This is a genomic window from Methylocapsa polymorpha, assembly GCF_045689225.1.
GTDB lineage: Bacteria > Pseudomonadota > Alphaproteobacteria > Rhizobiales > Beijerinckiaceae > Methylocapsa > Methylocapsa polymorpha.
Genome location: NZ_CP136863.1, coordinates 83,723 through 106,724, shown reverse-complemented (window position 1 = coordinate 106,724; position 23,002 = coordinate 83,723). Strand labels below are relative to the sequence as shown.

General features: G+C 60.1%; 17 protein-coding genes and 2 pseudogenes. 8 read left to right on the top strand and 11 right to left on the bottom strand.

The window, feature by feature from the left end; genetic code table 11:
* Positions 1-13: 13 nt before the first annotated feature.
* Positions 14-301: a PepSY domain-containing protein gene (locus RZS28_RS19020; protein WP_318655245.1), complete on the bottom strand. Its 288-nt coding sequence runs from the start codon at positions 299-301 to the stop codon at positions 14-16.
* Positions 302-369: 68 nt separating this feature from the next.
* The gene (locus RZS28_RS19015) at positions 370-834 is read right to left on the bottom strand and encodes a rubrerythrin family protein (protein ID WP_318655244.1); all 465 of its coding nucleotides are present in this window, start codon (positions 832-834) and stop codon (positions 370-372) included.
* 527 nt (positions 835-1,361) lie between these two features.
* Between RZS28_RS19015 and RZS28_RS19010 the strand changes: the two genes are divergently transcribed.
* From RZS28_RS19010 to RZS28_RS18985, 6 genes and pseudogenes are all read left to right on the top strand, one after another.
* Entirely contained in the window at positions 1,362-1,799 is a 438-nt protein-coding gene (locus RZS28_RS19010; protein WP_318655243.1) for a hypothetical protein, read from the top strand.
* 313 nt (positions 1,800-2,112) lie between these two features.
* Positions 2,113-3,093, top strand: a complete 981-nt coding sequence (locus RZS28_RS19005; protein ID WP_407341223.1) for an AI-2E family transporter — start codon at positions 2,113-2,115, stop codon at positions 3,091-3,093.
* A gap of 123 nt (positions 3,094-3,216) precedes the next feature.
* Positions 3,217-4,062: a universal stress protein gene (locus tag RZS28_RS19000; RefSeq protein ID WP_318655241.1), complete on the top strand. Its 846-nt coding sequence runs from the start codon at positions 3,217-3,219 to the stop codon at positions 4,060-4,062.
* Positions 4,063-4,182: 120 nt separating this feature from the next.
* Positions 4,183-6,464, top strand: a pseudogene (locus RZS28_RS18995) (heavy metal translocating P-type ATPase); the annotation flags it as partial.
* 201 nt (positions 6,465-6,665) lie between these two features.
* Positions 6,666-7,742: an efflux RND transporter periplasmic adaptor subunit gene (locus RZS28_RS18990; RefSeq protein WP_318655281.1), complete on the top strand. Its 1,077-nt coding sequence runs from the start codon at positions 6,666-6,668 to the stop codon at positions 7,740-7,742.
* Between the two features lie 947 nt (positions 7,743-8,689).
* On the top strand, positions 8,690-11,440 hold the full coding sequence (locus RZS28_RS18985) for an HAD-IC family P-type ATPase (protein WP_318655240.1): 2,751 nt from the start codon (positions 8,690-8,692) through the stop codon (positions 11,438-11,440).
* Between the two features lie 261 nt (positions 11,441-11,701).
* On the opposite strand, the gene RZS28_RS18980 is transcribed toward RZS28_RS18985, so the two are convergent.
* From RZS28_RS18980 to RZS28_RS18965, 4 genes are all read right to left on the bottom strand, one after another.
* A complete protein-coding gene (locus tag RZS28_RS18980) occupies positions 11,702-12,070 on the bottom strand; it encodes a CHRD domain-containing protein (protein WP_407341222.1) in 369 nt (122 codons plus the stop codon).
* A gap of 606 nt (positions 12,071-12,676) precedes the next feature.
* Positions 12,677-13,381, bottom strand: coding sequence for a DUF3833 family protein (locus RZS28_RS18975; RefSeq protein WP_407341221.1), 705 nt, complete (start codon positions 13,379-13,381; stop codon positions 12,677-12,679).
* Positions 13,382-13,778: 397 nt separating this feature from the next.
* Positions 13,779-14,480: a VIT family protein gene (locus RZS28_RS18970; protein WP_318655237.1), complete on the bottom strand. Its 702-nt coding sequence runs from the start codon at positions 14,478-14,480 to the stop codon at positions 13,779-13,781.
* A gap of 504 nt (positions 14,481-14,984) precedes the next feature.
* Positions 14,985-16,232, bottom strand: a complete 1,248-nt coding sequence (locus RZS28_RS18965) for an MgtC/SapB family protein (protein ID WP_407341220.1) — start codon at positions 16,230-16,232, stop codon at positions 14,985-14,987.
* Between the two features lie 799 nt (positions 16,233-17,031).
* Between RZS28_RS18965 and RZS28_RS18960 the strand changes: the two are divergent.
* Positions 17,032-17,295 (top strand): annotated as a pseudogene (locus RZS28_RS18960) (integrase core domain-containing protein); the annotation flags it as partial.
* A gap of 348 nt (positions 17,296-17,643) precedes the next feature.
* Positions 17,644-18,762, top strand: a complete 1,119-nt coding sequence (locus RZS28_RS18955) for an RHE_PE00001 family protein (RefSeq protein ID WP_407341219.1) — start codon at positions 17,644-17,646, stop codon at positions 18,760-18,762.
* Between the two features lie 12 nt (positions 18,763-18,774).
* Here RZS28_RS18955 and RZS28_RS18950 read toward each other — a convergent pair whose 3' ends face one another.
* From RZS28_RS18950 to RZS28_RS18930, 5 genes are all read right to left on the bottom strand, one after another.
* The gene (locus RZS28_RS18950) at positions 18,775-19,359 is read right to left on the bottom strand and encodes a Uma2 family endonuclease (RefSeq protein WP_318655234.1); all 585 of its coding nucleotides are present in this window, start codon (positions 19,357-19,359) and stop codon (positions 18,775-18,777) included.
* Positions 19,360-19,456: 97 nt separating this feature from the next.
* A complete protein-coding gene (locus RZS28_RS18945; RefSeq protein ID WP_318655233.1) occupies positions 19,457-20,335 on the bottom strand; it encodes a hypothetical protein in 879 nt (292 codons plus the stop codon).
* Positions 20,325-20,783 carry a PH domain-containing protein gene (locus tag RZS28_RS18940; protein WP_318655232.1) on the bottom strand — a complete coding sequence of 153 codons (459 nt, stop codon included), beginning with the start codon at positions 20,781-20,783 and terminating at the stop codon, positions 20,325-20,327. The genes RZS28_RS18945 and RZS28_RS18940 overlap by 11 nt, the downstream gene beginning before the upstream one ends.
* A 404-nt stretch (positions 20,784-21,187) precedes the next feature.
* On the bottom strand, positions 21,188-21,622 hold the full coding sequence (locus RZS28_RS18935) for a L,D-transpeptidase (protein ID WP_407341218.1): 435 nt from the start codon (positions 21,620-21,622) through the stop codon (positions 21,188-21,190).
* Between the two features lie 687 nt (positions 21,623-22,309).
* The gene (locus RZS28_RS18930; protein ID WP_318655231.1) at positions 22,310-22,990 is read right to left on the bottom strand and encodes a DUF1186 domain-containing protein; all 681 of its coding nucleotides are present in this window, start codon (positions 22,988-22,990) and stop codon (positions 22,310-22,312) included.
* Positions 22,991-23,002: the final 12 nt, after the last annotated feature.

Below are 23,002 nucleotides of genomic sequence, written 5' to 3'. Positions count from 1 at the left end.
CGCCTTGTCCATCTCAGCGCACCCGGACGATGTCGCCGGTATGCGGGTGCAGGTAGACCTCAAACCGTTTGCCATCCTTGTCCAGGCCCTTGGCTTCGACGCAGCCTTCCTCCTCGCCGAGGCCTTTGATCTGAGTATAGCCGCGTTCGGACAGGATCTCTTTGATCTTGGCGTCATCGACTCTGACAGGCGTGACGCCGGCTTTCGCGGCGCATAGCTGGCTGAGTTCCGAAGCGCCTGCGCTCGTCGCCGCGGCTCCCGATACCGCAATGCAGACAGCGATCATAAAGTGCTTGTACATGCTAATTCCTCCGGGTTGAATGTCTATCAAGCGGCGCCGGAATGGACCGCGCGCCTATTCGCGCTGGCCTACTTCCGTTCGAGCTTGAGGCTTTCAGCTTTAAATCGATCCCGATGCGTCGCCTCATCGCCGGCGACCTCCTCGAAATGTTTCGCGGCGTCTTTATCCCCAGCGGCGCGGGCGCGTTTCGCCATGTCTGGATACATAGTCGTCGTCTCGTAATTCTCGCCCTTGATCGCGTCGCCCAGATTCTCCGCGTCGCTGCGCACGAGCCCGGCAAGCTTGGCGTGCTCCGCGAAATGCTCCTCGCGCTCCACTTTGGCCGTCCTCTCGAACAGCTCGGCAATGTCCGGATGTCCGTCCTTGCGCGCCTGTTCCGCGAACGCCAGATATTTGAGATAGGCGAAGGCTTCGCCCTTCATCGCGTCTTCGAGATCCTTGCGAGTGCTCTCGTGGATGGGCGGCTCCGCCAAGGCGGGCAGCGCCGCGAACATCGCGAGCGCAGTAACGGCAGGCATAATGTAGTCGCGCATTTCGATCTCCGTTGCGGTCCCAGTGATTGGTCGCAGTAGACATACCTACGCGCTTCGAGCTGAATCTGGCCTGAACAGTCCTATCTCTGGTTTGGACCAATTGATTCTGGTCTCGGCATTTCTCGTTTTCGCCGGGCGATTATATTGAAAGCGCGCTTGTCGGCCGGCTCACGCTTACGAACATAAAATTCGTCGAGCTCGCCAAATGTTGGGCTTTGCCAATAGCGATTCAGCCTGGGTTCAGCGCGAAGCTTGCATCATCGCTCCGTTCCCAGCTGGGGTCTGTGAATGTAAGATGTAGATGGTTTGCAAAGTCGACGCGGTTTATGACACTCACGCGAATGACCATAAGGATGAATCAACCCCAATAAATCTCGACTGCTGGCACAATCGTCTTTTACGACCCTAAAGCGATGGTTCATAAGTTACGCCAATCAATCCTTGGCTTAACGCTGACATGGATCAACCATCACCGGGCTTTGATATGATATACAGCTTCAGAAGCCAATTAAAACAGGAGGCGCGTTATGGATCGTGGGTTCACTTCAATCTATGTGGTGCTGGTCTTAGGCGCTGGGATCATAGGAGGCGCACTTATCGGACTTCTCTTGGGCGCTTTCGTAACTAACGGGGTGACGATAGGCTTGGCATCCGGCTTTATCGCGGTATTACTCGCTGGCGTCGTGCGCCGTGTAGCGTTGAGATTGCTTCCTAAAGGCCTTATCGTCGATGCGGCGGCAGATAAGTTTCCCCGCGTCGTTCTGATCAATATCTTGATTGTCTCGCTGATTGGAGGGCTGGCCGGACACGATCTTAGCCACGAAACCGGCGAGTCGTCCCCAATGATCATTGGCGCGCTGTCTGGATTAATAGCGACGCTGTCGATGGTTGCGCTGATGGTGACCTATTTCAGCAGGGACCAGGAAATTGCGTCGCTGCTTCCGACATTGACGCAAAAGGATTGAGTGGAATTTAATCCGCTTCAACGGATTCATCGGGGCTCGCCTATCTGTGGGCACCAATCGCCGTTCGAACAGAGGGGCTCCCTCGATGGCGGCGCGTAACCGTACACCTCTAGTGCATCGTAACTCGATCGGCCGCGGCAAGGCTTTGCGTTTCAAGCCGGAAACGGAGCACATTGCGTAAAAGCCGCCGGGTTGTTGATGTTGAGACGGGCGACTCAATCGGAAGGCGGCGTCAAGCATGCGGCGGATTGATCAGGCTTTGAACAAAAACACGCTTAGACTCTTTATAGAGAAAGCGGCGTTATTGATTGCAATGACCGGCGCTGCCGTCGCTGCGTGGATATTGCGGGACGTCATATTGATTTTGTTTGGCGCTCTTGTGCTCGCCATTGGCATGAGCGCAATTGCAAGACTTTTGGCAAATCGAATCCGGATCGGATATGCCGCTGGCTTTTCCATGGTCGTGCTGACGGGACTTACTTTGATCGGGGCGATCGGATGGTTCTTTGGCGCCGCCATCGGCGAACAACTCGACGAAGTGGCGCAGAAAATCCCGACCGGCCTAAACTGGCTGACCGATCAGATAGAAGCGCGCCCTTACGCACGCGATTTGCTGGCCAAACTTCAGACTGCGGATCTTTCGGGGCCAACGGGATGGATTGCTGGCGCGCTCGCCACGGTAGTGCGAACTTTGGCGGCGGCCGCCGGATCGCTTATCGTCATGGCGATCATAGCGATCTATTTGGCGGCGCAGCCGCAACGCTATAAGAGTGGGATTCTCCGTCTACTGTCTACCGGCGCGCGGGCGCGCGTATCAAGGCTATTCGATGCGGAGGCGAATATCCTGGGCCGCTGGTTCGCGGGCCAGTTGGCCGTGATGGCCACCGTGGGCATTCTCTCGGGCCTCGGGCTCTGGGCGCTCGGCATCAAGGCGGCGCTTGTCCTTGGCCTTGTTGGCGGCTTGCTCTCATTCGTGCCCTATGTCGGCGCGGTGGTCGCCGCTGTGCCTGCGACGCTCTTCGCGTTGGCCCAAGGGCCCTATTACGCCGCCGCGGTGATAGCAATGTATGTCGGCGTGCATTTCATCGAGGGCAACTTCATCACGCCGATCATCCAATCGGAGGCGACGTCGCTGCCGCCGGTCGTGACCTTGCTGTCGGTCATCTCTTGCGGGCTCCTGCTCGGCCCACAAGCGGTATTCCTCGCGGCGCCGTTGGCGCTGTTCCTCATCACTGCGATCGAAGTCCTTTACGTTGAGCCCGTGATTGTCCCGGAGAAAAAGGTCGCGCTTTGACGGCTGGCCTTGCTCTCCGGCCGATGATTTGCGGCAGCCGGATGGGCGCCGATTGAGCAATGTCAAAAGGTACGAGATGAAGGAGAGCCCAGGGTGGGCTCTCCATGAGGAGGGGAGGCCGATATGCCATTCAAAAGTGTCTGCCTCGGCCTAAGTTTTGGTGAAGTGACCCCGAAGCCTTTGGAGGAAAGCGGCGCCGCCGAAAACTACGCCATTGCCTTTTGCGCACGCGAGCGGGCTCATCTCTCCGTCTTGATTGCGGCTCCTATTTTTCGCATCCCGAGCGCCGGATTTGTCCCGCTGGCTCATGCGGTCGTTGATGAGATCAATGCTGAGCGGCGCAAACATGCCGAGGAAGCTGAAAAGAGAATAACTACCGCCGCAGCGACTGGGGGCGTAACCGTCGAGTTTCAGGTCGTCCAACAATCCTATACGGACACGAATAACAGCCTCGCCGCAGCGGCGAGACCGAGCGATATCGTTATCATTTCGCGGCCGACATATGGTTTTTCCCTCGACAGCGACCTGATCTCAGCAATGCTGTTCACGTCCGGCCGCCCAGTGCTCGTCATCCCGCCCCATTGGGATGGCGGCGTCGAGTTCGACAAGATCATGATCGCCTGGGACGGAAGCGCTCGGGCGGCGCGAGCGGTTGGGGACGCCATGCCTCTTCTGAAGCGCGCTCAACAGATCGAAATCCTGTGCGTCTCCCCTGATGCGTCGAAAAGCATCGCCGGGGCGGACCTGGCGGCTCACCTTTCCCGCCATTCCATGAGCGTGACTGTCACGGAGCTGCAAACGGAACATCGTGATATAGCGAAAACCCTCCGAGATCACGCGACAATGGCGAGAGCGAGTATGCTCGTCATGGGCGCCTATGCGCATCCACATCTCTTGCAGATGGTGCTCGGCGGCGTAACCAGCGACATGCTTGCCGAGGCGGAACTGCCGGTTCTTCTGTCATATTGAGCCCAAAGCCGGTTCACGTATTAGCTCCGCGGTGGCAAAGACCGGCAAGGACGCGGACGACGTCCTTAGCTAAACTGAGGTCCGACGCAAAATGAGTGAGCCTGTATGACAGTGGCGCCGATGATCGACGAGCGGAGGGTGCGCCGAGCCCTCATCATCATCGCGTTGGCGGGGCTTGCGGCCGGACTCGCCGTGGCTGTCGCGGGACGCGGCGGGCTAGCACGGTGGATCTGGGCGGCGGGAACAATTCCCGTGGCCTCGAGCCTTGTCCTTTCGATCATTCGTGACATTCGGGCCGGCAGAATGGGGGTCGACGCGGTTGCGCTCCTTTCGATGCTGGGAGCCCTGGCGCTCGGCGAGACGCTGGCCGGGGTGGTCGTCGCTGTCATGTATGCCGGCGGCGGCGCGCTGGAGGATTTCGCGGTCGGGCGGGCCGAGCGGGATCTGAAATCGCTTGTCGATCGCGCGCCGCGGATCGCGCATCGGCGGATCGAAGGATCCATCGAAGATACGCCGATCGACAATGTTTCGATTGGAGATGCGCTTCTGGTGCAGGCTGGCGAGGTGGTTCCCGTCGATGGACTGATCACCAGTCCGAGTGCGACGCTCGACGAATCGGCCGTGACGGGAGAGCCCATTCCAGTCACGCGGCGGGCCGGCGAGGCGGCGCTGAGCGGCGCGATCAATGCGGGCGAAACGTTCGAGATGCAGGCCTCGGCGACGGCTGGAGACAGCACCTACGCGGGCATCATCAAAATGGTCACGGCGGCGCAAACCGCCAAGGCTCCCTTCATGCGGATGGCGGATCGATTTGCGCTGCTTCTTCTTCCCGTAACGCTTCTAGTGGCGGGCGCGGCTTGGATCCTTTCACATGACCCCGTTCGAGGCCTGGCGGTGCTCGTCGCGGCGACGCCCTGTCCTTTGATCCTGGCCGCGCCCGTGGCCTTCATCGCCGGGCCGCCCAGGCGGCGCGGCGCGGCATCTTGATCAAAGGCGGCGGCCCGCTCGAGGCGCTCGCGCGAACGCACACGGTGATGTTCGACAAGACGGGCACTCTGACCGTCGGCGGAGCCCGATTGGTCGCCGTCGAGACCGCTCCCGGCGAAGACCCGAATGAAGCGCTCCGGCTCGCGGCCTCTCTCGAGCAAGCCTCGCAGCATGTCGTGGCGGCGGCCATCGTCGCCGCCGCGCGTAGCAAGGGCCTGTCCTTGGAGATCCCGGAAAAGGTCTTCGAGACCATGGGATCCGGGCTCGAAGGCGTGGTCGGCGGCCGAAAGGTCCGGGTCGGCTCCTATCAGCTTGTCCATGGCGCAGGGCAACCGGAAGAATGGGCGGGCCGGGCGCTTCGGCGGGCCTCCTGGCGCTCCGCCTTGAGCGTTTTCGTCGCCGTTGAGGGGCGCGCGGTCGGCGCTTTGCTGCTTGCGGACGAATTGCGGCGCGAGTCGCCTCGGGCCGTCCAGGCCCTGCGAGCCGCGGGCGTGGCGCGGATCGTGATGGTGACCGGGGATCGCGCCGACGCGGCCGAGACGATCGGCGCCGCGCTCGACCTCGACGAAGTGCTCGCAGACCGCGTCCCCTCCGACAAGGTCGACGCCGTCGCAATCGAACAGCGGCTCAACCCGACCTTGATGGTCGGCGACGGCATCAATGATGCTCCCGCCTTGGCGGCGGCCGACGTCGGCATCGCCATGGGCGCGCGCGGCGCGAGCGCGTCCTCCGAGGCGGCCGATGTGGTGATCCTCGTCGATCGACTCGATCGCGTTTCCGATGCTGTCAAAATCGCGCAGCGCACGCGCGCTATCGCCCTGCAAAGCATTGTCGTCGGGATGTCCCTTTCCGGCGTGGCCATGGGGGCCGCCGCCTTTGGCTGGCTGACCCCTGTCGCCGGAGCGCTCGCCCAAGAGGCCATCGATGTGGCGGTGATCCTCAATGCGTTGCGGGCGCTCAGTCCAGGTCGGGCGCCGCGCCGGCTCGCCATGCCGGCGGAGGCCGCGGGAATTCTGCACGAGGATCACCAAAGACTTGCGGCGAGCCTCGACCGCCTGCGCCAGATCGCGGATACGCTGGACGACGCCGCTGCCGGGACGGCCGTAGAGTGTATCGTCGAGGCCAATCGAATCGTCGGCAGAGAAATTGTCGAACACGAACGCGACGACGAGAGCTCGATCTATCCCCGACTCGCGAGTTTCCTCGCTGACGGCCATGGCCTGTCGGCCATGAGCCGCGCTCATCGCGAGATTCTCCACCTCGCGAAGCTCCTCGCGCGGCTGACGGACGGGCTTCGTCCAGATGAATCTGACCGATACCTGATCCGGGACGCGCAACGCATCATCGAATCAATTGAATCCCTCGTGCGCATGCACAATGCCCAGGAGGAAGACATCTACGAACAAGCTGTTGACTGGCGGTCCGAGACGCTATCGCATGAGGTCGGGAAGCCGCGCGCGATCGGCGAACGCTCGGATACGATCCAAGACGCTCTGCAAAGCGCCCCCAAGAGCGGCTTGGGGCGGCGCTCGGCAGCTGCCGCCCTCGCCGTTCTGGCGGCTGTCGGGGGCAGCGGACTCTATTGGTCCCTGCATCGTGACGCTGGCGCTCGATACGTGACGCAGACGCTAGATCGCGGCGCGATCGTCCGCGCAGTAACTGCCAGCGGCCTCGTCAATCCGACGGCAACCGCGCCGGTCCGCACTCACGCGTCGGGCGTGATCCAGGCGCTCTATTGCGACGCCAACACTAAAGTGAAGGCGGGCCAGCTCTGCGCGAAAATCAACCCGCGCCCCTATCAGATTGTCGTCGATCAGGCCAAGGCCGATCTCGCGGCAGCCGAGGCTCGGCTCCAAATGAACAAAGCAAGTCTCGCCCAAGCGAAAGCGGAATTAGACCGCCATGCGGTCCCAGCCAACCATCGCGCCATTTCCCGGAAGGCGCGCGACAAGTCGCGCAAGGCCTATGCGCAGGTGCAGGAGCAGACGAAACTCGACGAGGCGATGCTCGAGAAGCTCCAAGCGGCGCTTCATGCCGCCGAGATCAACCTCGGCAATACCGATATCGCCTCGCCCGTCGATGGAATAGTCGTCGCGCGCAGCGTCGAAATAGGCCAGACGGTCGCAGCGGGTTCAGAGACGCAGCTCTTCCTCGTCGGAACAAATCTCGCCGTCATTCACATCGCCGCCAATGTCAGTGCAAAGGACATCGACGAGGTGAAGCTCGGGGACAAGGCGACGTTCCTAGTCGCGTCTTTCCCGAACCGTCCTTTCGCCGGAGAGGTGGCGCAAATCCGGCCATCGCCGCAGACGTCTGAGCAGGGCGCGACCCATGATATCGTCGTCGCGGCGCCTAATCCGGATTTTTTGCTCGAGCCCGGCATGATGGCGACGGTCAGGATCGTGACCGAGAGGCGCGACGACGTCCTCCGCGCGCCGAATCAGGCCTTGCGCTATTCGCCCGGGAATCCCGCGGTCGCGAGCGACGGCGCCGATCCAAGGACATCGCCCGACGGTCCGCGCCTTTGGATTCTGCGCGATGGAAAGCCAACCGCGCTCCTAGTGGAGCTTGGTCTCGACGATGGCGTCTACACGGAAATCGTCAAGGGCGGACTGCAGCCGGGCGATGAAGTGATTGTCGGCGAAGGCGCGCGCTTCAGGCAAGACGCGAGCGCGGCTTCGAGCCCTCTGTAGGGAGCGCCAAAGAGGTGATTCTGGCTTTAGCGCGAGCAAGAGCGGTTTGAGGGCATTGGTCGCACGGCGGGTCACGAAGGCCTTGGCGCAAATTTTGGCAGGAAACGCATATGGCGGTTCTGACCTCTGTGGCAAGCGCGGCGGTCCAAATCTCTGGCGCGGTCCAGTTCTTCAATTGCAATTGTCCAACGGCGCCCTTTGCTGGTCCGGCGCATGAGCTTGACGCCGGCAATGGTAATCGCTGCGCGCTAAAGACGCGTCACCCCAGGCGCCGGACCCAAACGAAATTTTATGGATCGGTATTCCTGTTCCATTGAATCGTAAAATAGTTCGAGGACCAAATTCGAGTAGGCTTGCTGCGCCGGTGTTCTCTGAGGACGTCACGGGCCGCCCGAAGTGAAGCCTGGCAGCCATCCAGCCTGAGCGTATGTGACAGCCGCCCTGGCTCTTGAACCTCATCGAAAGAAGGCGTTTGGCGCTGCGACGTCCCGCCAGACGCACAACAAGAAATCAACTGTGTCGCCGTCGCGATCGACACCGCGGTAGATGGTTTGACAAGCGCGCCGCTAGAGTCCAGCAACCGTTCCGCTTCACTCGGGCATCATCGACGCACCAGGAAATGCTGGCTGGGCATGTGGAGCAGTTCCACCGCTATTCGGATTCCGGAACGTAGCGCCTTGTCCGGCGCCCGATCGTCGCGCGGGCACGCTTGTTCCGCGCTCGGCTATCATTTGCACGAGATTCCGAAGAATGTGCTCGAACCAGACACGCCAATGCACACAGAGGATGACGATCTCATGGTCTATCTTTCGACTGACTCAGGATGCGGCCCTTGAAGGGCTCATCAGTGCTCGTCATTTAGGTTCGCTTCCTCCAGCGCCGCGTTTGCAGCAATATGCCTCCCCTTCTGCTGGGCGGTCCAGAATCACATCGAAAAGGCAGCGCGCATGAATGGCCCGACTTTCCTTGATCGTCTGAACGTTTTTCAAGCGTCGTCCAAACACCATCTCGGGACGTTCGACACCAACATCGCCCTGTCGAACGAGATTCTCGCGGTTAGCCGGGCGACGGAAGCCGAGATTTGGCTGCTGCTTCGGGCCTCGCCCGAGGGGCTCGAACCCGCCGAGGCGGACGATCGGCTGTCGCGGCTGGGGCCCAATCTGATCGCCCAGGAAGGCCGCCCGAGTATCCTGCGGGAGTTGTGGGGTCGCGCCAAGAATCCCCTGAATGCGCTGCTGCTCAGTCTCGCCGGCATCTCTTATTTCCTCGGCGATATTCGCGCGGCGGTCGTCATTTCGGTCATAGTCCTTCTCGCCGTCGTCACCGCGTTCATCCAGGAGCATCGCTCCAATGACGCTGCCGCCAAGCTCCGCGCCATGGTGAAGACGGTCGCAAGCGTCAAGCGACGAAACGGCGGCCAAGGCGCCGGCGAAGACCGCTCCAACGGATTCTCCGACCTCCCGATGGAGCAGCTCGTGCCCGGCGATATCGTGCGCCTTTCGGCGGGCGACATGATTCCGGCCGATCTGCGGCTCCTCACCGCCAAGGATCTGTTCATCAATCAGTCGGCCTTGACCGGCGAAGCCATGCCTTCCGAGAAATCGCCGGAGGCCTCGGATGGAAGCATCGCCGATCCCTTCGACGCGCCGAATCTCTGCTTCATGGGGGGCAGCGTGGCCAGCGGATTTGGAGCCGGCGTGATCGTGCATACGGGACCGAAAACCTGTTTCGGCCAGCTCGCCGATCGGATCGCCGGGCGGCGCGAGCTGACAAGCTTCGACAAGGGCGTCAACCGCTTCACCTGGCTGATGATCCGCTTCATGCTGGTGATGGTTCCGGCGGTGTTCTTGATCAATGGCTTTACCAAAGGCGATTGGCTCGAGGCGCTCTTGTTCGGGGTCGCCGTCGCAGTGGGTTTGACGCCCGAGCTGCTGCCGATGATCGTCACGGTCAATCTCGCCAAAGGCGCGATCGCTATGTCGAAAAAACGCGTGATCGTAAAGCGCCTAAACGCCATCCAAAATTTCGGAGCTATGGATGTTTTATGCACTGACAAAACCGGCACGCTGACCCAAGACCGCATCGCCCTCAAGCAGCATCTCGACATTCGCGGGGAGGATAGCGAGCGGGTCCTGGAATACGCCTATTTGAACAGCTATTATCAGTCCGGCTTGAAGAACCTGCTCGACGTCGCGGTCCTGCAGCATGTCGAACTTGGCGAGAACCTTCATTTGCGGCATCGATACGGAATTGTCGACGAAATTCCCTTCGACTTTGTCCGCAGGCGGCTTTCCGTCGTACTGGCGCGCGAAGGCGGCGGCGCGATCTTTGAGCGGCGCTGGATGGCGCGATTGCTCAGACGTCTCTCTGGCGTTCGGTCGCCAGAGAAGGGCGCGCATGTCCTCATATGCAAGGGCGCGGTCGAGGAAGTCTTTTCAGCCTGTAAGCATTACGAACTGGACAATAAGTTGGGAGCTTTGGACGCGAACCATCTCGCCCAGGCGCAGACGAAGACCCGGGCGCTCAATGAGGATGGCTTCCGCGTCGTCGCAGTCGCCTACAAGGAAATCATCAATCCCAAGCAAAGCTATTCGGTCAATGACGAGACCGGTTTGACGCTGCTCGGCTACATCGCCTTCCTCGACCCGCCGAAGGAAAGCACCGGCGCGGCCATCGCCGCGCTCAATCAATCGGGCGTCGCGGTCAAGATTCTCACCGGGGACAATGAGATTATCACCCGCAAGATCTGCCGCGAGGTTGGCCTCGAGGTGGACCGCATCGCGCTAGGCCCGGAAATCGAAAAGATGAGCGACGCCGCATTGGCGGATCTCGCCGCATCGGTTGCGGTCTTCGCGAAGGTCTCCCCGGCCCAGAAAGCGCGCGTCATTGGCGCGCTTCAATCGAAGGGCCATGTCGTCGGCTTCCTCGGCGACGGCATCAACGACAGCCCCGCGCTCAAGGTCGCCGACGTTGGCGTGTCCGTGGACGCGGCGGTCGAAATCGCCAAGGAATCGGCGGACATCATCCTGCTCGAAAAAAGCCTGTTGGTGCTTCAGGAAGGCGTCATCGAAGGGAGGAAGGTTTTTGGTAATATCATCAAGTACATCAAAATGGGCGCGAGCTCGAACTTCGGCACCATGTTCAGCGTGCTCGGCGCCAGCATCTTTCTGCCCTTCCTGCCGATGCTGCCGATCCAGGTGCTCACCAACAACATGCTCTATGACTTTTCGCAAACGGCGATTCCCACGGACAATGTCGACGCAGACTATCTCGAGATCCCGCGCAAATGGGACATCGGGAATATCTTCAAGTTCATGGTTTTCATCGGGCCAATCAGCTCGATCTTCGACTATGCGACCTTCTTCACGATGCTCTATGTGTTCAATTGCTGGACCAATCCGACACTGTTCCAGACCGGCTGGTTCGTCGAGTCCTTACTGACCCAGACGCTCATCATCCACATTATCCGCACCGCCAAGATCCCCTTTCTGGAAAGTCGCGCCAGCGCCGCCCTGATTATAACCACCGTCATAATCTGTGGGATCGCCGTTGCGTTGCCCTTTACGCCGGTAGGAGACGCCTTGAAGTTCACGCCTTTGCCGCCGCTCTATTGGCCCATCGTCGCAAGCTTTCTCTTGAGCTACGCGACTCTGACGCATCTGGTCAAAAGCTGGTTCGTCCGCCGCTGGGGCATGTGATTTTCGCCATACCCCACCTGGTCGACAGGCCAACCGCGCCAGGGACCCAACCAAAGCTTGGGCGCGAACTTGCTTGGCGGGATGGTCAACATCATGATTGACCGATAGCCAATTGATTGCACTCAGATATTGCGCTCATAATGGCGCTGGGACACTTGAGCATGAAGCGCTGCCCATTTGCCAACCACCGATCGAATGTTAAGCATCACGCACGCGATCAACTACGTTCAATTTTGGCCAAAGTCTGACTAAGGCGCGAAATCAGTTGGACCGAACAATGGGTCCTCGGATTTCGCCGTTCGGTTTGCCTCGCGTATGGATGTTAAAATACCAACGCCCGTCGCGAAGGTCCTTGATATGGGCGTCGGTAATGGTTGTGGATCCTTTGAACCCGCTCGTCAGATTGGCCGTTACATCGATCTGGATTGAGGCATTCTGCTCCAAAGTCACGCCGGTATAGGAAACCGGTCCCTGGAAATGCGCCGAGATCGGAATCCCACTCAAACCCGAATGCGAAACCGTCCAAGTCAGTGTTTTGGTCTCGGTATCCAGGATCGCCTTCAACAACCCGATTCCTCTGCTTCTGACTGGCGGAACCTCGCCGGCGCCGGTGAGTTCGGCCTTGAGCAAGAGGGTCGCTCCGACGGCGGCTGATCCTGTTGTGAGAAGCGTCGCTGTCGCAAACGCGGCGACGGCGGCGTGGAGTCTGAACTCTGGCCGAGATCGATCTTTTTGACCGACCGGCGTTGCGCTGCAATCCGGCCAGCATCGGCCTTTGTCCCCGAGAGCCTGAGTCGTCCCCTTGCTATTTTCACGGAACATTTGGTCCCCCATTATCGCGCCTTCGATGTCCTTGCGAGCGCCCTTACTTATGGGCGGCCTCGTCAAGCCGGGCTGGTCCACGAATATCGCGAGCGCACCAACCGCAAGATTAATGTTGGCGCGGTTGTGCATTTCCATTATGGTCGCAATGACCGGTTACGAGAGAGATATCTACACGCACCGAGCTGAATCTGAGCTGAACGGTTCCACCCTTCGTGTCGACTCATCGCTCCCGGTCTCGGCATTTCTTGTTCTTGCAAGTTCATTATGTTCAGGTGCGGCAATGGGTTTCCGTTTCCGTCGCTCAAGCCCTCGAAGTCTATCGCCGGACAGCCATCGGAGCGCCTCAACGCTATTGACTTCGCGATATGCAAGCAAGAGCGGCGTCGGATTCGCCCACTAAACTGGCCCGCATTAGCGGGGCCGTTTTCGAACGGTCAATTTCGCTTCCCCGACCGGAATGGACATAAGCGACACACGCAGCCGGTAATCAGCCGTCCCGGACCGTGTGAACACGAAGGTTTCCTTGAAATTCAGGTCATGAGTCTTGCCAGCCTTCGTCGGGACACGCGCGCGATAGTCGATCATGATCCTATTGCCATACGCCTCAACCTTCGCCTGGCCGATCAGGTCGGCGCGCTGGCCGACGTACCGTCCCTCGGCCACTTTGGTGAACCTCCAGACCCAATGACGCCTCTCTCCATCGGAGTATGCCGTGTCCTCGACGACTTTGAATGCGGCTCCGTCAAACGCTCCGTAAATGTCAACCCGCACGCCGCGCGTTGAACCGTCCTGATAATTCTGAAATTTTCCCGTGGCCGTCAGATGACCGCCGAAAAAGGCCGCCAAATCACGCGATTTTTCCCGCGCAACCGCCGGAAACGCGATGACCGATGCAGCCAAGAGGACTGCGACGCGGGAGTGACGAATAAAGAGCGACATGGCGGACGATAATTCTGAGCCGTACCTCGGAACGCCAGGGTTGCCGATCAGGATTACGCCCAGATTGGCCGGCATTTTCGTATGGACTTGGTTCAAGGCGAGAGCCACAAAGCGGTAGTAGACATTGCTCATCGCCCTGGCTTTCTCATATTGGAACTCCGAACCGCGCCGCGACAAGCAGCTTTTTCCAGACATTCGTCGAATGAACGGAAATTCGACTCTCAGATTGGTGCGACATGCCATTTTGGCAAGGCTCAGAGCCAGGCACGAGGCCGGCGTCGTCGCCTTGGGCAAACCTTAATCGATTTCCACGCACTTGTGGGCAGGCGGCGGTTAGAGAGAGGTGGCGATACTGTGCCCTACAAGCAGTGAAGGCGAAACTCCGAAGCGCGGCCGCCAGGAAACCGAGACAATCGCCCAGAGCCTTACACACTGATCCTATTTTATTTTGGTTTATCTTATGGGCAACCGCCCATTTGATGACCGGACCAAGAATTGGGAGGGTAGGACGGGTATGCGTGGAGCATTGGCCGTTAACGGGCCATATTTTCCTCTTCTTCGGTGGCCCAAATCGTCAGACAATTGTACCGAACACTTTCCCGATACCGGCGGTTAAAGCCATCGCCAACGCGCCCCAGAATGTCACTCGGGCCATGGCGCGCAGAACGTTGGAGCCGCCTGCTTTCGCCCCGATGGCGCCCAGAAGAGCGAGAAAACCCAATGACGCAGCGGACACTGTGAGGACTAGCGCACTAACGGGCGACACTACAACCATAAGCAAGGGCATGGCGGCGCCCACAGAAAACATTGCCGCCGATGTCAATGCGGCTTGCACAGGACGCGCAGTGGTGATTTCCGAAATCCCAAGCTCATCGCGCGCATGGGCTGTCACGGCATCTTTCGCCATCAGCTGCTGGGCAACCTGCCGCGCGAGTACCTGATCGACACCACGCTTGACGTAGATCTCGGCAAGCTCGTCAAGCTCAAACTGCGCATTCTCACCCAACTCCCCACGCTCGCGCGCGAGATCCGCCCATTCGGTGTCGGATTGCGAGCTGACGGAGACGTACTCGCCAGTGGCCATCGACATGGCGCCAGCCACCAGTCCCGCGACGCCCGCGATCAAGACATCGTTCCGCGTCGCGGCCGCTGCGGCAACCCCGACGATCAAGCTTGCGGTCGAGATAATCCCATCGTTGGCCCCGAGCACCGCTGCTCTCAACCACCCGATGCGCTCGACGAGGTGATTCTCCGGATGCAGATGACGACGACTCATCCGACATCCCTTCTGTCACATCGAATCCGCTCCAGCAGCAAAAAATGACACCGACGATCAGGATGGCCCCAATCCGACCGATGCTGCTGCGGCCGTAGCCGCCACTGAAGCCCCCAGTTCAAGAAAAAAATGATGAGTACGATGAGTACGGTTCCGAGCGGCATGATCCCATCTCCGTTGGCAAGGGCCTGCACCGAAACACCGAACCGCGCAATGGCGTCGCCTTGCTATACAAACTGTTCGAACAAAGATGGTCAAGGCGTTAGCTTTGTTCTAACAACATAAATATTGCTATTGCTATGCATCGAGCATTGATCTCTCTCAATCGTCTTGGCCATATTCCTCACTGAAACGTCAGTCATTATCTCCGACAACAATAGCTTTCCATCGTCGTATAGAGCGGCGGACCCGGCAACGCCCATCGACGCAATTCGACAGGCCGAGACGACGGTCCCGAAGACTGAGGCACGAAGCGCTGGATGATGGCCCTACGGAGCGCCGGGCTCAGACAAATCGCAGTAACCACCCTGCCCATGCCGCGAGGATCACCAGGAGCAACCCTGGAATGACGCGAAGGGCGAATGCCGTTCCGCCGGCGACTACGCTGACGACAAGCTTTGTGATCGTGTTCGTCGAGAACGCGATCAAAATGGGAAGCGCCGCGTCTGAAGCCGTCATTTTCCCGTCACCGACCAATGTGGCGACCGAAATCGCGGCGGAATGGGTGTCGGCGAAACCGGCGACGGCCGTCGTCGCGATGACGCCAGCCTCGCCGAACCATTCGTCCATCGCCCGTGAGGCAAGCAAGATCCCGCCAAGCATGGCGGCAAAGCCGAATGCGGTCCACAGGCTGAACGCTTGACCACGCTCGCTAACATTATCGGAATCGCCCCGAAAGGTGCGCACAGCAAAGAAAAGGCTATAGGAGACGGCGGCTGCGCCCGCGCAAGCGAGCGGTGTGACGAGCGCCTGCAAGGTTGCCAGATTGGTTGCAGCGAGAAGCAACGCCATCTGGACGACGGTCGCGACCGTTGACAGGATAGCGCCCGCCGCCGCAGGCGATAAAAGGCCGGACGTTTTGGCGGCCCGCGCCCCCATGGCGGCAATTGTCGCACTGCTTGAAACGAACCCCGATGCGAGACCCGCGATCGGAACGCCGAAACGCGGTCCAAGAAAACGAACGGCAATGTGGCCAAAAGCTCCGATCGCCATGACAAGGATCACAACGATCCAGATCGCGTGGGGATTGACGGCAGCAAAGGGCCCCATTTGCCGGTCCGGCAGGAGCGGCAACACGATCAGCGTCGCGGCCGCGAAAATTAACGCGTCCCTGACCTCATCTACGCTGAGGACGGAGCCGACAAAGCGGTGGAGCGGCGATCGGGCCGCGAGCATGATCACAACGGCGACGGCGACGCCGGCTGCAAGCCCCGGGCGGGTCATTGCGAGCCCCCCGAGGAGCACAGTCACAACAAGACCAATTTCCGTTGTGAGACCAGGATCTTCCTCATGTCCGCGCCAATAGGCGAAGCCGGTCAGGGCGAAAACTCCCCCAACTGTGACTGCAAGCAAAAGTTCGGCGCCAATGATGGCGCAGAGCGCCCCGCTCAACGATGCGAGCGCAAACGTGCGAAGGCCCGCGGAAGCGGGCACGGGCCTTTCTTCTTTCCTGCGTTCGCGCTCCGCGCCGATCATGAGCCCTATCCCAATAGCGACAGCGAGACTCAGGATCACAGGATCGAGGTTAAGCATAGGCCTATTCAAGGTTTAATTGCTTGGGCGGCAGTTGCCGGACTTGAGCTCTGCGCGATGGCGAAGGCGCGTCCGAGGGCGAGGCTTCCAACTATAGCAGCATGTAGCGCGTTTCGCAGCAGGGTCATCGATCGTCTATGCTCGCGCCCCTTCGTGGAGAAGAGAGACCGTCTAAAACATGTGTTCCGCTGCCATATCACGGTAACGCGGGCGTTTCGATCGCTTAGCGTTGAGCGACGCTTCCCCTCGTTTCCAGCCTCACCAAAGTCCCCGATCCCATACCGCCCCAGGGTTTAAGCCGGTCTCAAGCGTACAGAAAAAGACGAACCTTCCGCTGAACTCCGGTGGCACGGCGGACGTTCCCGGCTCACGCGGGAAAAACATTGCACTTTTTTGTATGAACTTTTCCGTTCCAGTTTCACGGAACCTTCGCCTCGAAATGACAGGATAAAGGACAATTCGCCCCGCTATATCGCTTGTCGTAAAGGTTGGAGAGTAAGGGCGCGGGGCGAATTCGCAATTCGGTCCGGTGCGGCTGACGGCCCCCCCCCCCCGGGGGATTAACTTGGCGTCCATCGTGCACGCGTGTTTCGAGCGCGGTAAGTCATTCGCGGACGCCGACGCGGTTGTCGTCGTCGAGAAAACGGGTAAGAACAGCAGTAAGGCGGGCGCAAAATCTCGGTCACGGTTGGCCTCTGTTGCTTTGTCCTGTCCTTCTTGATCGATGGCCGCGCGAACGCGAAAGCATGCGGTGTCCGGATGTCGTATTGAGAAAGCCTTAAGTCTGCGCCGTTAGAGCACGGACGTTCTCCTCAAAGCCGGCGTCGCCATCAGCATGGACGGCAAGGGTTCCTGGCGTGACAATGCCTTCGTCGAAAGGCTCTGGCGATCCGTCAAATACGAGGAGGTCTACCTCAAAGCTTACAAGACGGTGGTGGAAGCCCGCGCCTCAATAGCAAGCTACCTTCGTTTTTATAATTCCAGGAGTCCCCATTCCAGCCTTGACCGGCAGACGCCAGATCAGGCCTATTTCAACCGGCTGTCGCAGATCGCGGCAGCCTAAACCCGGCAGACGCTCCACTTATCATTCCCAGGAATCTGTTCAGACAAACGGAGCCAGCTTTATCCGGCCAACCGCGCGGAAGACCAATGGTGTGCTTTAAGATGTTGGGCGCGGCGGCCGCGTCGCCAAGAATAGCGGCCGGTTTTGCGCAAGGACTTCAAGGTGAGGCGCTTAATCAAAAGCGGGCGCTGTTTTTTCTCAGACTGAATTCAATTCAACAAGGCCCAACCACATAGGAACATGAAGGTTTGTCAGATAGAAATTTGGGATTGAACAGCGACCACGCCGCCGCAAAACTGCGCGGCGAATGACATCGGGACGGGCATCGGCTGAAACCCTGGAAAGCAGATGCGGCAGATGAGGGAGCAAACTAATCCTATGTCGATCCCTTGGGATAAAATATCAGGTCCGCTCGCGACCGCGGAAGACGCGCTCGCCCGGCTCGACGAGCGGCTGCGGTCGAGCCCGATCGCTGAGGGCTGGATCAGCCGAACCCATTTCCAGGACGCCTGCGCCAGCCTTTGGCTCGCCGGCGAGCTCGTGACCCTCGAGGATCTCGTCCTGCACGACGCGCGGATGGACGTCCGTTCGCCGACGCATGAATTGACCCGCGCCCAGGCGGCGCTGCGGACCCGTCGGCGGATCGCCGGCGGCGCGCCGGATTGGGCCATGAGCGCAGAGGGCCTCGCCATTCTTCGCGGCGATGGCGATAGCGGGTCCGCGGACGCGACGCGCGCGGATGAGGCGGCGGATTGCAGGGACGAGGCAGCGCCGGGCTCAGCCGACGATGCCGGCGCGGACCCACTCGCTGAGGAGCTCGCAGCGCTGGATCGCGCGCTCGAGAGCAGCAACCAATTCCTCGCCGGAGGCCCAGCCGTGGCGAGGCTCGTGCGGGATCCGCTCATTTATGATCCGGATTGGGAGGATGGAGAGAAGCTGGAGGCCTGGCGGAGCGGCGCCGCGGCGTCCCAATCCGATCCTCCCCTCCTGGCGGCGGCTCTGCTGTGGGACGCCTGGGAGACCAATCCGCCGCTCGAGCGTCAGGTTTGGCTCGGCAATCTGCTGGTTCCTGCGCTGCTTCGGGAGCGGCGGAAGACGCGGGCGCATCTCCTTTGCCTGAATTCCGGGCTGCGCCACATCCGGCGCGAGAAGCGTCGGTCCCCTGATCAGCTGACGCGGCTCAACGCCTTCCTGGAGGCGATTACGATGGGGGCCGAGGCCGGCATGAAGGATCATGACCGCTGGCAGCTCGCCCGACGGAGCTTGGAGAACAAGCTTAAAGGCAAACGTTCCAGCTCCCGCTTGCCCGCTTTGGTCGATTTCATTCTCGCGCGGCCGATCGCCTCGGCCGGCATGATCGCGACCGAACTCGGCGTAACGCCGCGCGCGGCGCAAGACATGGTCGCCGAGCTCGGCCTCCGCGAGATCACGGGGCGGGGGCGGTATCGAGCTTGGGGAATTTTGTGATCGGAGCTTTTGCTATGTCTTCGCCGCCAGCCGCGTCGTCCGATAGGCGGCGGCGAGAGGCATGCTGAAGCTGATGCTCTCGAGGGTCAGCTCGCCGGTCTCGATCGTCAGGGGCTTGCTCGGCCAGGTTCCGTCCTGATTGCGGCGGAGAAGCTCGGCGCCGATCGAGGCCGTCTTGAGCACGAGGATTTCCTGGACGCTTGGGATGGTCGCATAGGCCCAGACATTGGCCCAGGTCTCGGCTTGATTGCTCGGGGAGAGGATCTCGATCAGCAAGACTGGGTTGGCAAGAGCGCTCTCTTCAGCGTCATAGCCGGAACAGGTCACAGCAAGGTCGGGGATGCGGACATTTGTCTCGGATTGAACGTGGGGGATCACGCCGGGCGTCGTAATGACGCGGCATGGGCTCATTCGTTCGCCGAAGTGGTTGGCAATCAACCGGCCAAGTTCGTTTTGGATGGCGCCATGGGTGATGCTGGCGGGCGCCATTGCCTGCGGCTCGCCGTCGACCAACTGCCAGAGCTGGGGCGACGGCGGGTTCCAGGCGAAGAACTCCGCGACGGTCATCCGGACCGGGATTTTGGGCAACGCGCTCATGGGAGAAATCTAGCAGAAAAAACGACGGCGGGTAAGAGCGGGCGGAAGGCGAATCGAGGTTTATCTGCCGATCGAAGAGCGACGCCCGAGGTTATCGTCATTTTCGGCTGGATGACCTGCCGCGGTCGCGGCAGGCGACATTCAAGCCTGATTCCGGCGACGAGGCCAATGCGGACGAAACGGCAGAACGCCCAGGGCCTGCGGGTGAGGATCGGGTGAAAGAGTTTGTGGGATCGGCGCCAGCGAGTTCCTCAGGGAGATTCGAAGGATCCGAATCTAGGTCAATTGCGCTTTGTTGGACGTCGCTTGGGGGGTCTACGCGCGCGACCTCGGCGCTCTGAAATATGACTGTCTCGGGCACGCCAAGGTGTGTTGGTTCGCGTCGTGGGTGAATCGAGATCCGCCAATCCCCACGTTTGAGCCGGCGATAGACCACGTTTTCTGCGAATACCAAGCGACCCATAAAACTCAACCACCGTCCGGAATTGTCCGCAAGTCCGTCATTGAGGCGCATCGAGGTTTTCGTGTCGTATCGTCTTGCTAGACCTACGGCTAAGTCGATATCGCCATAATCCCCAGATTGAGATAACCAGCTGCCGAACGCTGCGATTTCTTCGATGAACCAGGGCATTTCAGGGTCGCCGTTCACTTCGCAGGCTCGCGCTATCACCGCCGCGATGATCGCTTCTCCTTTGGCTTGTCCGAACCGTTTGCCGAAGCTTGCATTTGCGAGCGCCGAGCCTTTGGTCGTTAGTTGATAAAAGTCCACGGGGTCATGATGGAGCGGCTCCGCCAACTCGATAAAGTCGCTTCGGATCAGTTCCAAGAGCAAAGCGTCGGCCCGCGCTCGGTCAATTGTTAATCGTTCGCACAGATAGGCGACAGAAAAAGTGAACCCTCCGCGGAGCAGGCGAAAGACCCGCCGCAAATCGCGTTGGGTCACGCCTGCGATCGTGGCATTGGGGTCAACCAACATCGACCTTTGTCCGCAGCTTCAAGGGTGCATGGATCATGCGGAGAGTTTCATTACTGCTTCCCACGCCGCGTATCGTGACGTCGCCGAAGTTGAAAAGGCGCCCGATGAGCGTTTGATCAATGTCGACGCTTTCGACCTTTTGCATGTTCAACTCGATCGTGTGCCGACGTATGAAACCGCGCTTCAAGACGATGCGGCGATCGGTGACGGCGATTTCGGTCGTCGAGCGACGAAACCAGGCGGGGAGGAAAGCGCCGATCGCGGCGATTGCGAAGATGATTGCAAAAAACCAGCTGATTTCGATGCTCTCGCGATTATTTACGCCGGCGATCAAAACGGCCAAGGAGCAGAACGCGAGCAAGATCGAGGGAATGTAAATCGTCCCGCTGACGCTGGTCCGGTAGCGGACGGTTTCCCCAGGCTCAAGGATGCTGTCGACATAATCCATGGATGGCTCGTTTGGAGTGAGGATGGAGGCCTCGCGCCTGTTGGGCGCCGAGAGACGCGCGACGTCGAATAATCTGCTTCTGGATATGGTCTGTCGTAGGGTGCGGAGATGACGGGCATGCGGCGAAATCGCAATTGGGCCCAGTGCGGCTGACGGCCGAGCCATCTGGGCAGAGCTTGGCCTCCACCGTGCAAGCATGCGGGAACGACAAGTGGTCGCTCGACGACGCCGGCGCGGTCATCGCCGGCGCGATGCTGGCGAGAACAGCAGTAAGGCAGGGGCACAATCTCGTGGTCACGGGAGGGCTCCCTTGGGCTGACCCGTCCTTCATGACCAGCCGCCGCGCGAATGCGAAATCACGCCGCGCGCATGGAGTCTTTTGAGCGACGGATCTGCTCGGCTTCTCAGAGCACGACGACTCGGGCCCCGACCTCGACGCGATTGTAAAGATCGATCGCGTCGGCGTTCATCATGCGGATGCAGCCGGAAGAGACGGCCTTGCCGATCGTCTGCGGCTCATTGGTTCCATGGATGCGGAACAACGTGTCCTTGTCGCCTTGGTAGAGATAGAGGGCGCGGGCGCCGAGGGGATTATCGAGGCCGCCCTCCATATGGTCGGGCAGATCGGGCCTACGCGCCAACATCTCTTTCGGTGGGAACCAGGACGGCCATTCGGTCTTGCGCTCGACATGGGCGACGCCCTTCCGTTCAAACCCACTGCGTCCGACGCCGATGCCGTAACGGATCGCGGAGCCGTTGGGTTGGATCAGATATAAATATCGGGAGCGGGTGTCGACGACGATCGTTCCGGGAGGCTCCTGGGTCGGGTTTCGCACCACCGCGGCTGTCGCCTGGTTTTGGTCGACGCCGCGCTCCAGATCCGCCGGATCGGAAAGTCCTCGGTCGGTATCGGCCGGCGATTCCTGCTCCCAGGGCGCATTGTAGACGGGCTCGCGGTAGGCCGATGGTTACCGTGGCGGCGCTGGCGGCGGGACGGCCCAGGGTCGGCCGAATAGGCGTCAGGATAAGCCGGCGCGAGGTCATAATAAGGGTAGGGGTAAGCCTGATACCCCGAATACGAGCGGGCTTGCGCGGCGGCGGGCGTCGCCGGCGACGCGACGAAAAGCGTCACAGCGAGGAAGCCAAGGCGAGCGGCTGCAGAATTTGGGGGTTTGTGAGCCATGCTGAAACGTCGCCTCGCCTTCGTTTCGACCTCTCGCCAGAACGGCGTTTGGGGCACGTCAAAATGTTGGGCGCATAGGCCGCGACGTCAAGAATGACCGTCAGCCGTGATCTTGTCTCAGATTGAAATTGAGACCCAAGGGCGACGATGCTTTTCAAAGACTTGCTGTGGCGTCTCTGGGAATATTGGGTCGGCAAAGGCTCCCACCGCGAACGCAATCAACTTCGGCGCTCCCTGAGGCTTCCAAAAGACCGTCGGGCCGCTCACGGCAAACGTGCAGGGTGACGATCGTCTTTACGTGGGCTCGAGGTGGTGCGGCTGCAGCTGGGTTGAAATCGTCCTTTTAAGAAATAGCAGCATAGCAGGGCCATGCGGAGATTTCAGAAATAGCGTCCGTCACAGGAGCATAGTTGTTATAGTCGTTCCGCGGTTGACCGGGATGGGCTTTGGCGTAGGCGAGGTCCTCCTCGAATTCTTCGAGGCTGTATTCGGAGAGGTGATCCTGCGCGATCGCTTTTCTGACCAATAGTTTCAAATTGAAGAGTCCGAGCATGCCGACCAGCCTCGCACACGCGTCCAAGAGGTAATATTCGTCCTCCGGATCGAAGGTTCCGAATGCTTGGGCGAGGAAGCCAGAGATGGAATCTGTTTGGATCTCACGGGACCAAACGAGCATGGCGATCGCCTCGAGGACGGCGGCGCTTGTGAATTGGTTCACGCCGGGATCAAGAGCGACCTCGTACAAGGGCTCCGGATCGCCGTCAAAGACGGCCGCGATGGCGCGATGGAGGATAGGCTCGAAGGTTTCGTCGAAAAACAGAAAGAATGCGGAGCTGCGCAGGAGGTGAGCAAGGGGCCGATAGGCGGACTTCTCGCGCCATTCGGCCAAAAGGTAGAGGATGTATAGGAAAAAGGTTGGGTCTTCCGGCGCGCTCGCGGTCGGCGCAAGATATTTCTCGATTGTTGCGAGAAACAGAGGGACCATTTCGGCGCGACGATGTCGGGCGTCAGAGAGGGCTTGCATCGGCAGGATCGT

Bases quoted from the DNA above. Each gene is read 5' to 3' on its own strand.
- RZS28_RS19020 (WP_318655245.1), bottom strand. From the start codon at position 301: ATGTACAAGCACTTTATGATCGCTGTCTGCATTGCGGTATCGGGAGCC.
- RZS28_RS19015 (WP_318655244.1), bottom strand. From the start codon at position 834: ATGCGCGACTACATTATGCCTGCCGTTACTGCGCTCGCGATGTTCGCG.
- RZS28_RS19010 (WP_318655243.1), top strand. From the start codon at position 1,362: ATGGATCGTGGGTTCACTTCAATCTATGTGGTGCTGGTCTTAGGCGCT.
- RZS28_RS19005 (WP_407341223.1), top strand. From the start codon at position 2,113: ATGACCGGCGCTGCCGTCGCTGCGTGGATATTGCGGGACGTCATATTG.
- RZS28_RS19000 (WP_318655241.1), top strand. From the start codon at position 3,217: ATGCCATTCAAAAGTGTCTGCCTCGGCCTAAGTTTTGGTGAAGTGACC.
- RZS28_RS18985 (WP_318655240.1), top strand. From the start codon at position 8,690: ATGAATGGCCCGACTTTCCTTGATCGTCTGAACGTTTTTCAAGCGTCG.
- RZS28_RS18970 (WP_318655237.1), bottom strand. From the start codon at position 14,480: ATGAGTCGTCGTCATCTGCATCCGGAGAATCACCTCGTCGAGCGCATC.
- RZS28_RS18965 (WP_407341220.1), bottom strand. From the start codon at position 16,232: ATGCTTAACCTCGATCCTGTGATCCTGAGTCTCGCTGTCGCTATTGGG.
- RZS28_RS18955 (WP_407341219.1), top strand. From the start codon at position 17,644: ATGCGGCAGATGAGGGAGCAAACTAATCCTATGTCGATCCCTTGGGAT.
- RZS28_RS18950 (WP_318655234.1), bottom strand. From the start codon at position 19,359: ATGAGCGCGTTGCCCAAAATCCCGGTCCGGATGACCGTCGCGGAGTTC.
- RZS28_RS18945 (WP_318655233.1), bottom strand. From the start codon at position 20,335: ATGTTGGTTGACCCCAATGCCACGATCGCAGGCGTGACCCAACGCGAT.
- RZS28_RS18940 (WP_318655232.1), bottom strand. From the start codon at position 20,783: ATGGATTATGTCGACAGCATCCTTGAGCCTGGGGAAACCGTCCGCTAC.
- RZS28_RS18930 (WP_318655231.1), bottom strand. From the start codon at position 22,990: ATGCAAGCCCTCTCTGACGCCCGACATCGTCGCGCCGAAATGGTCCCT.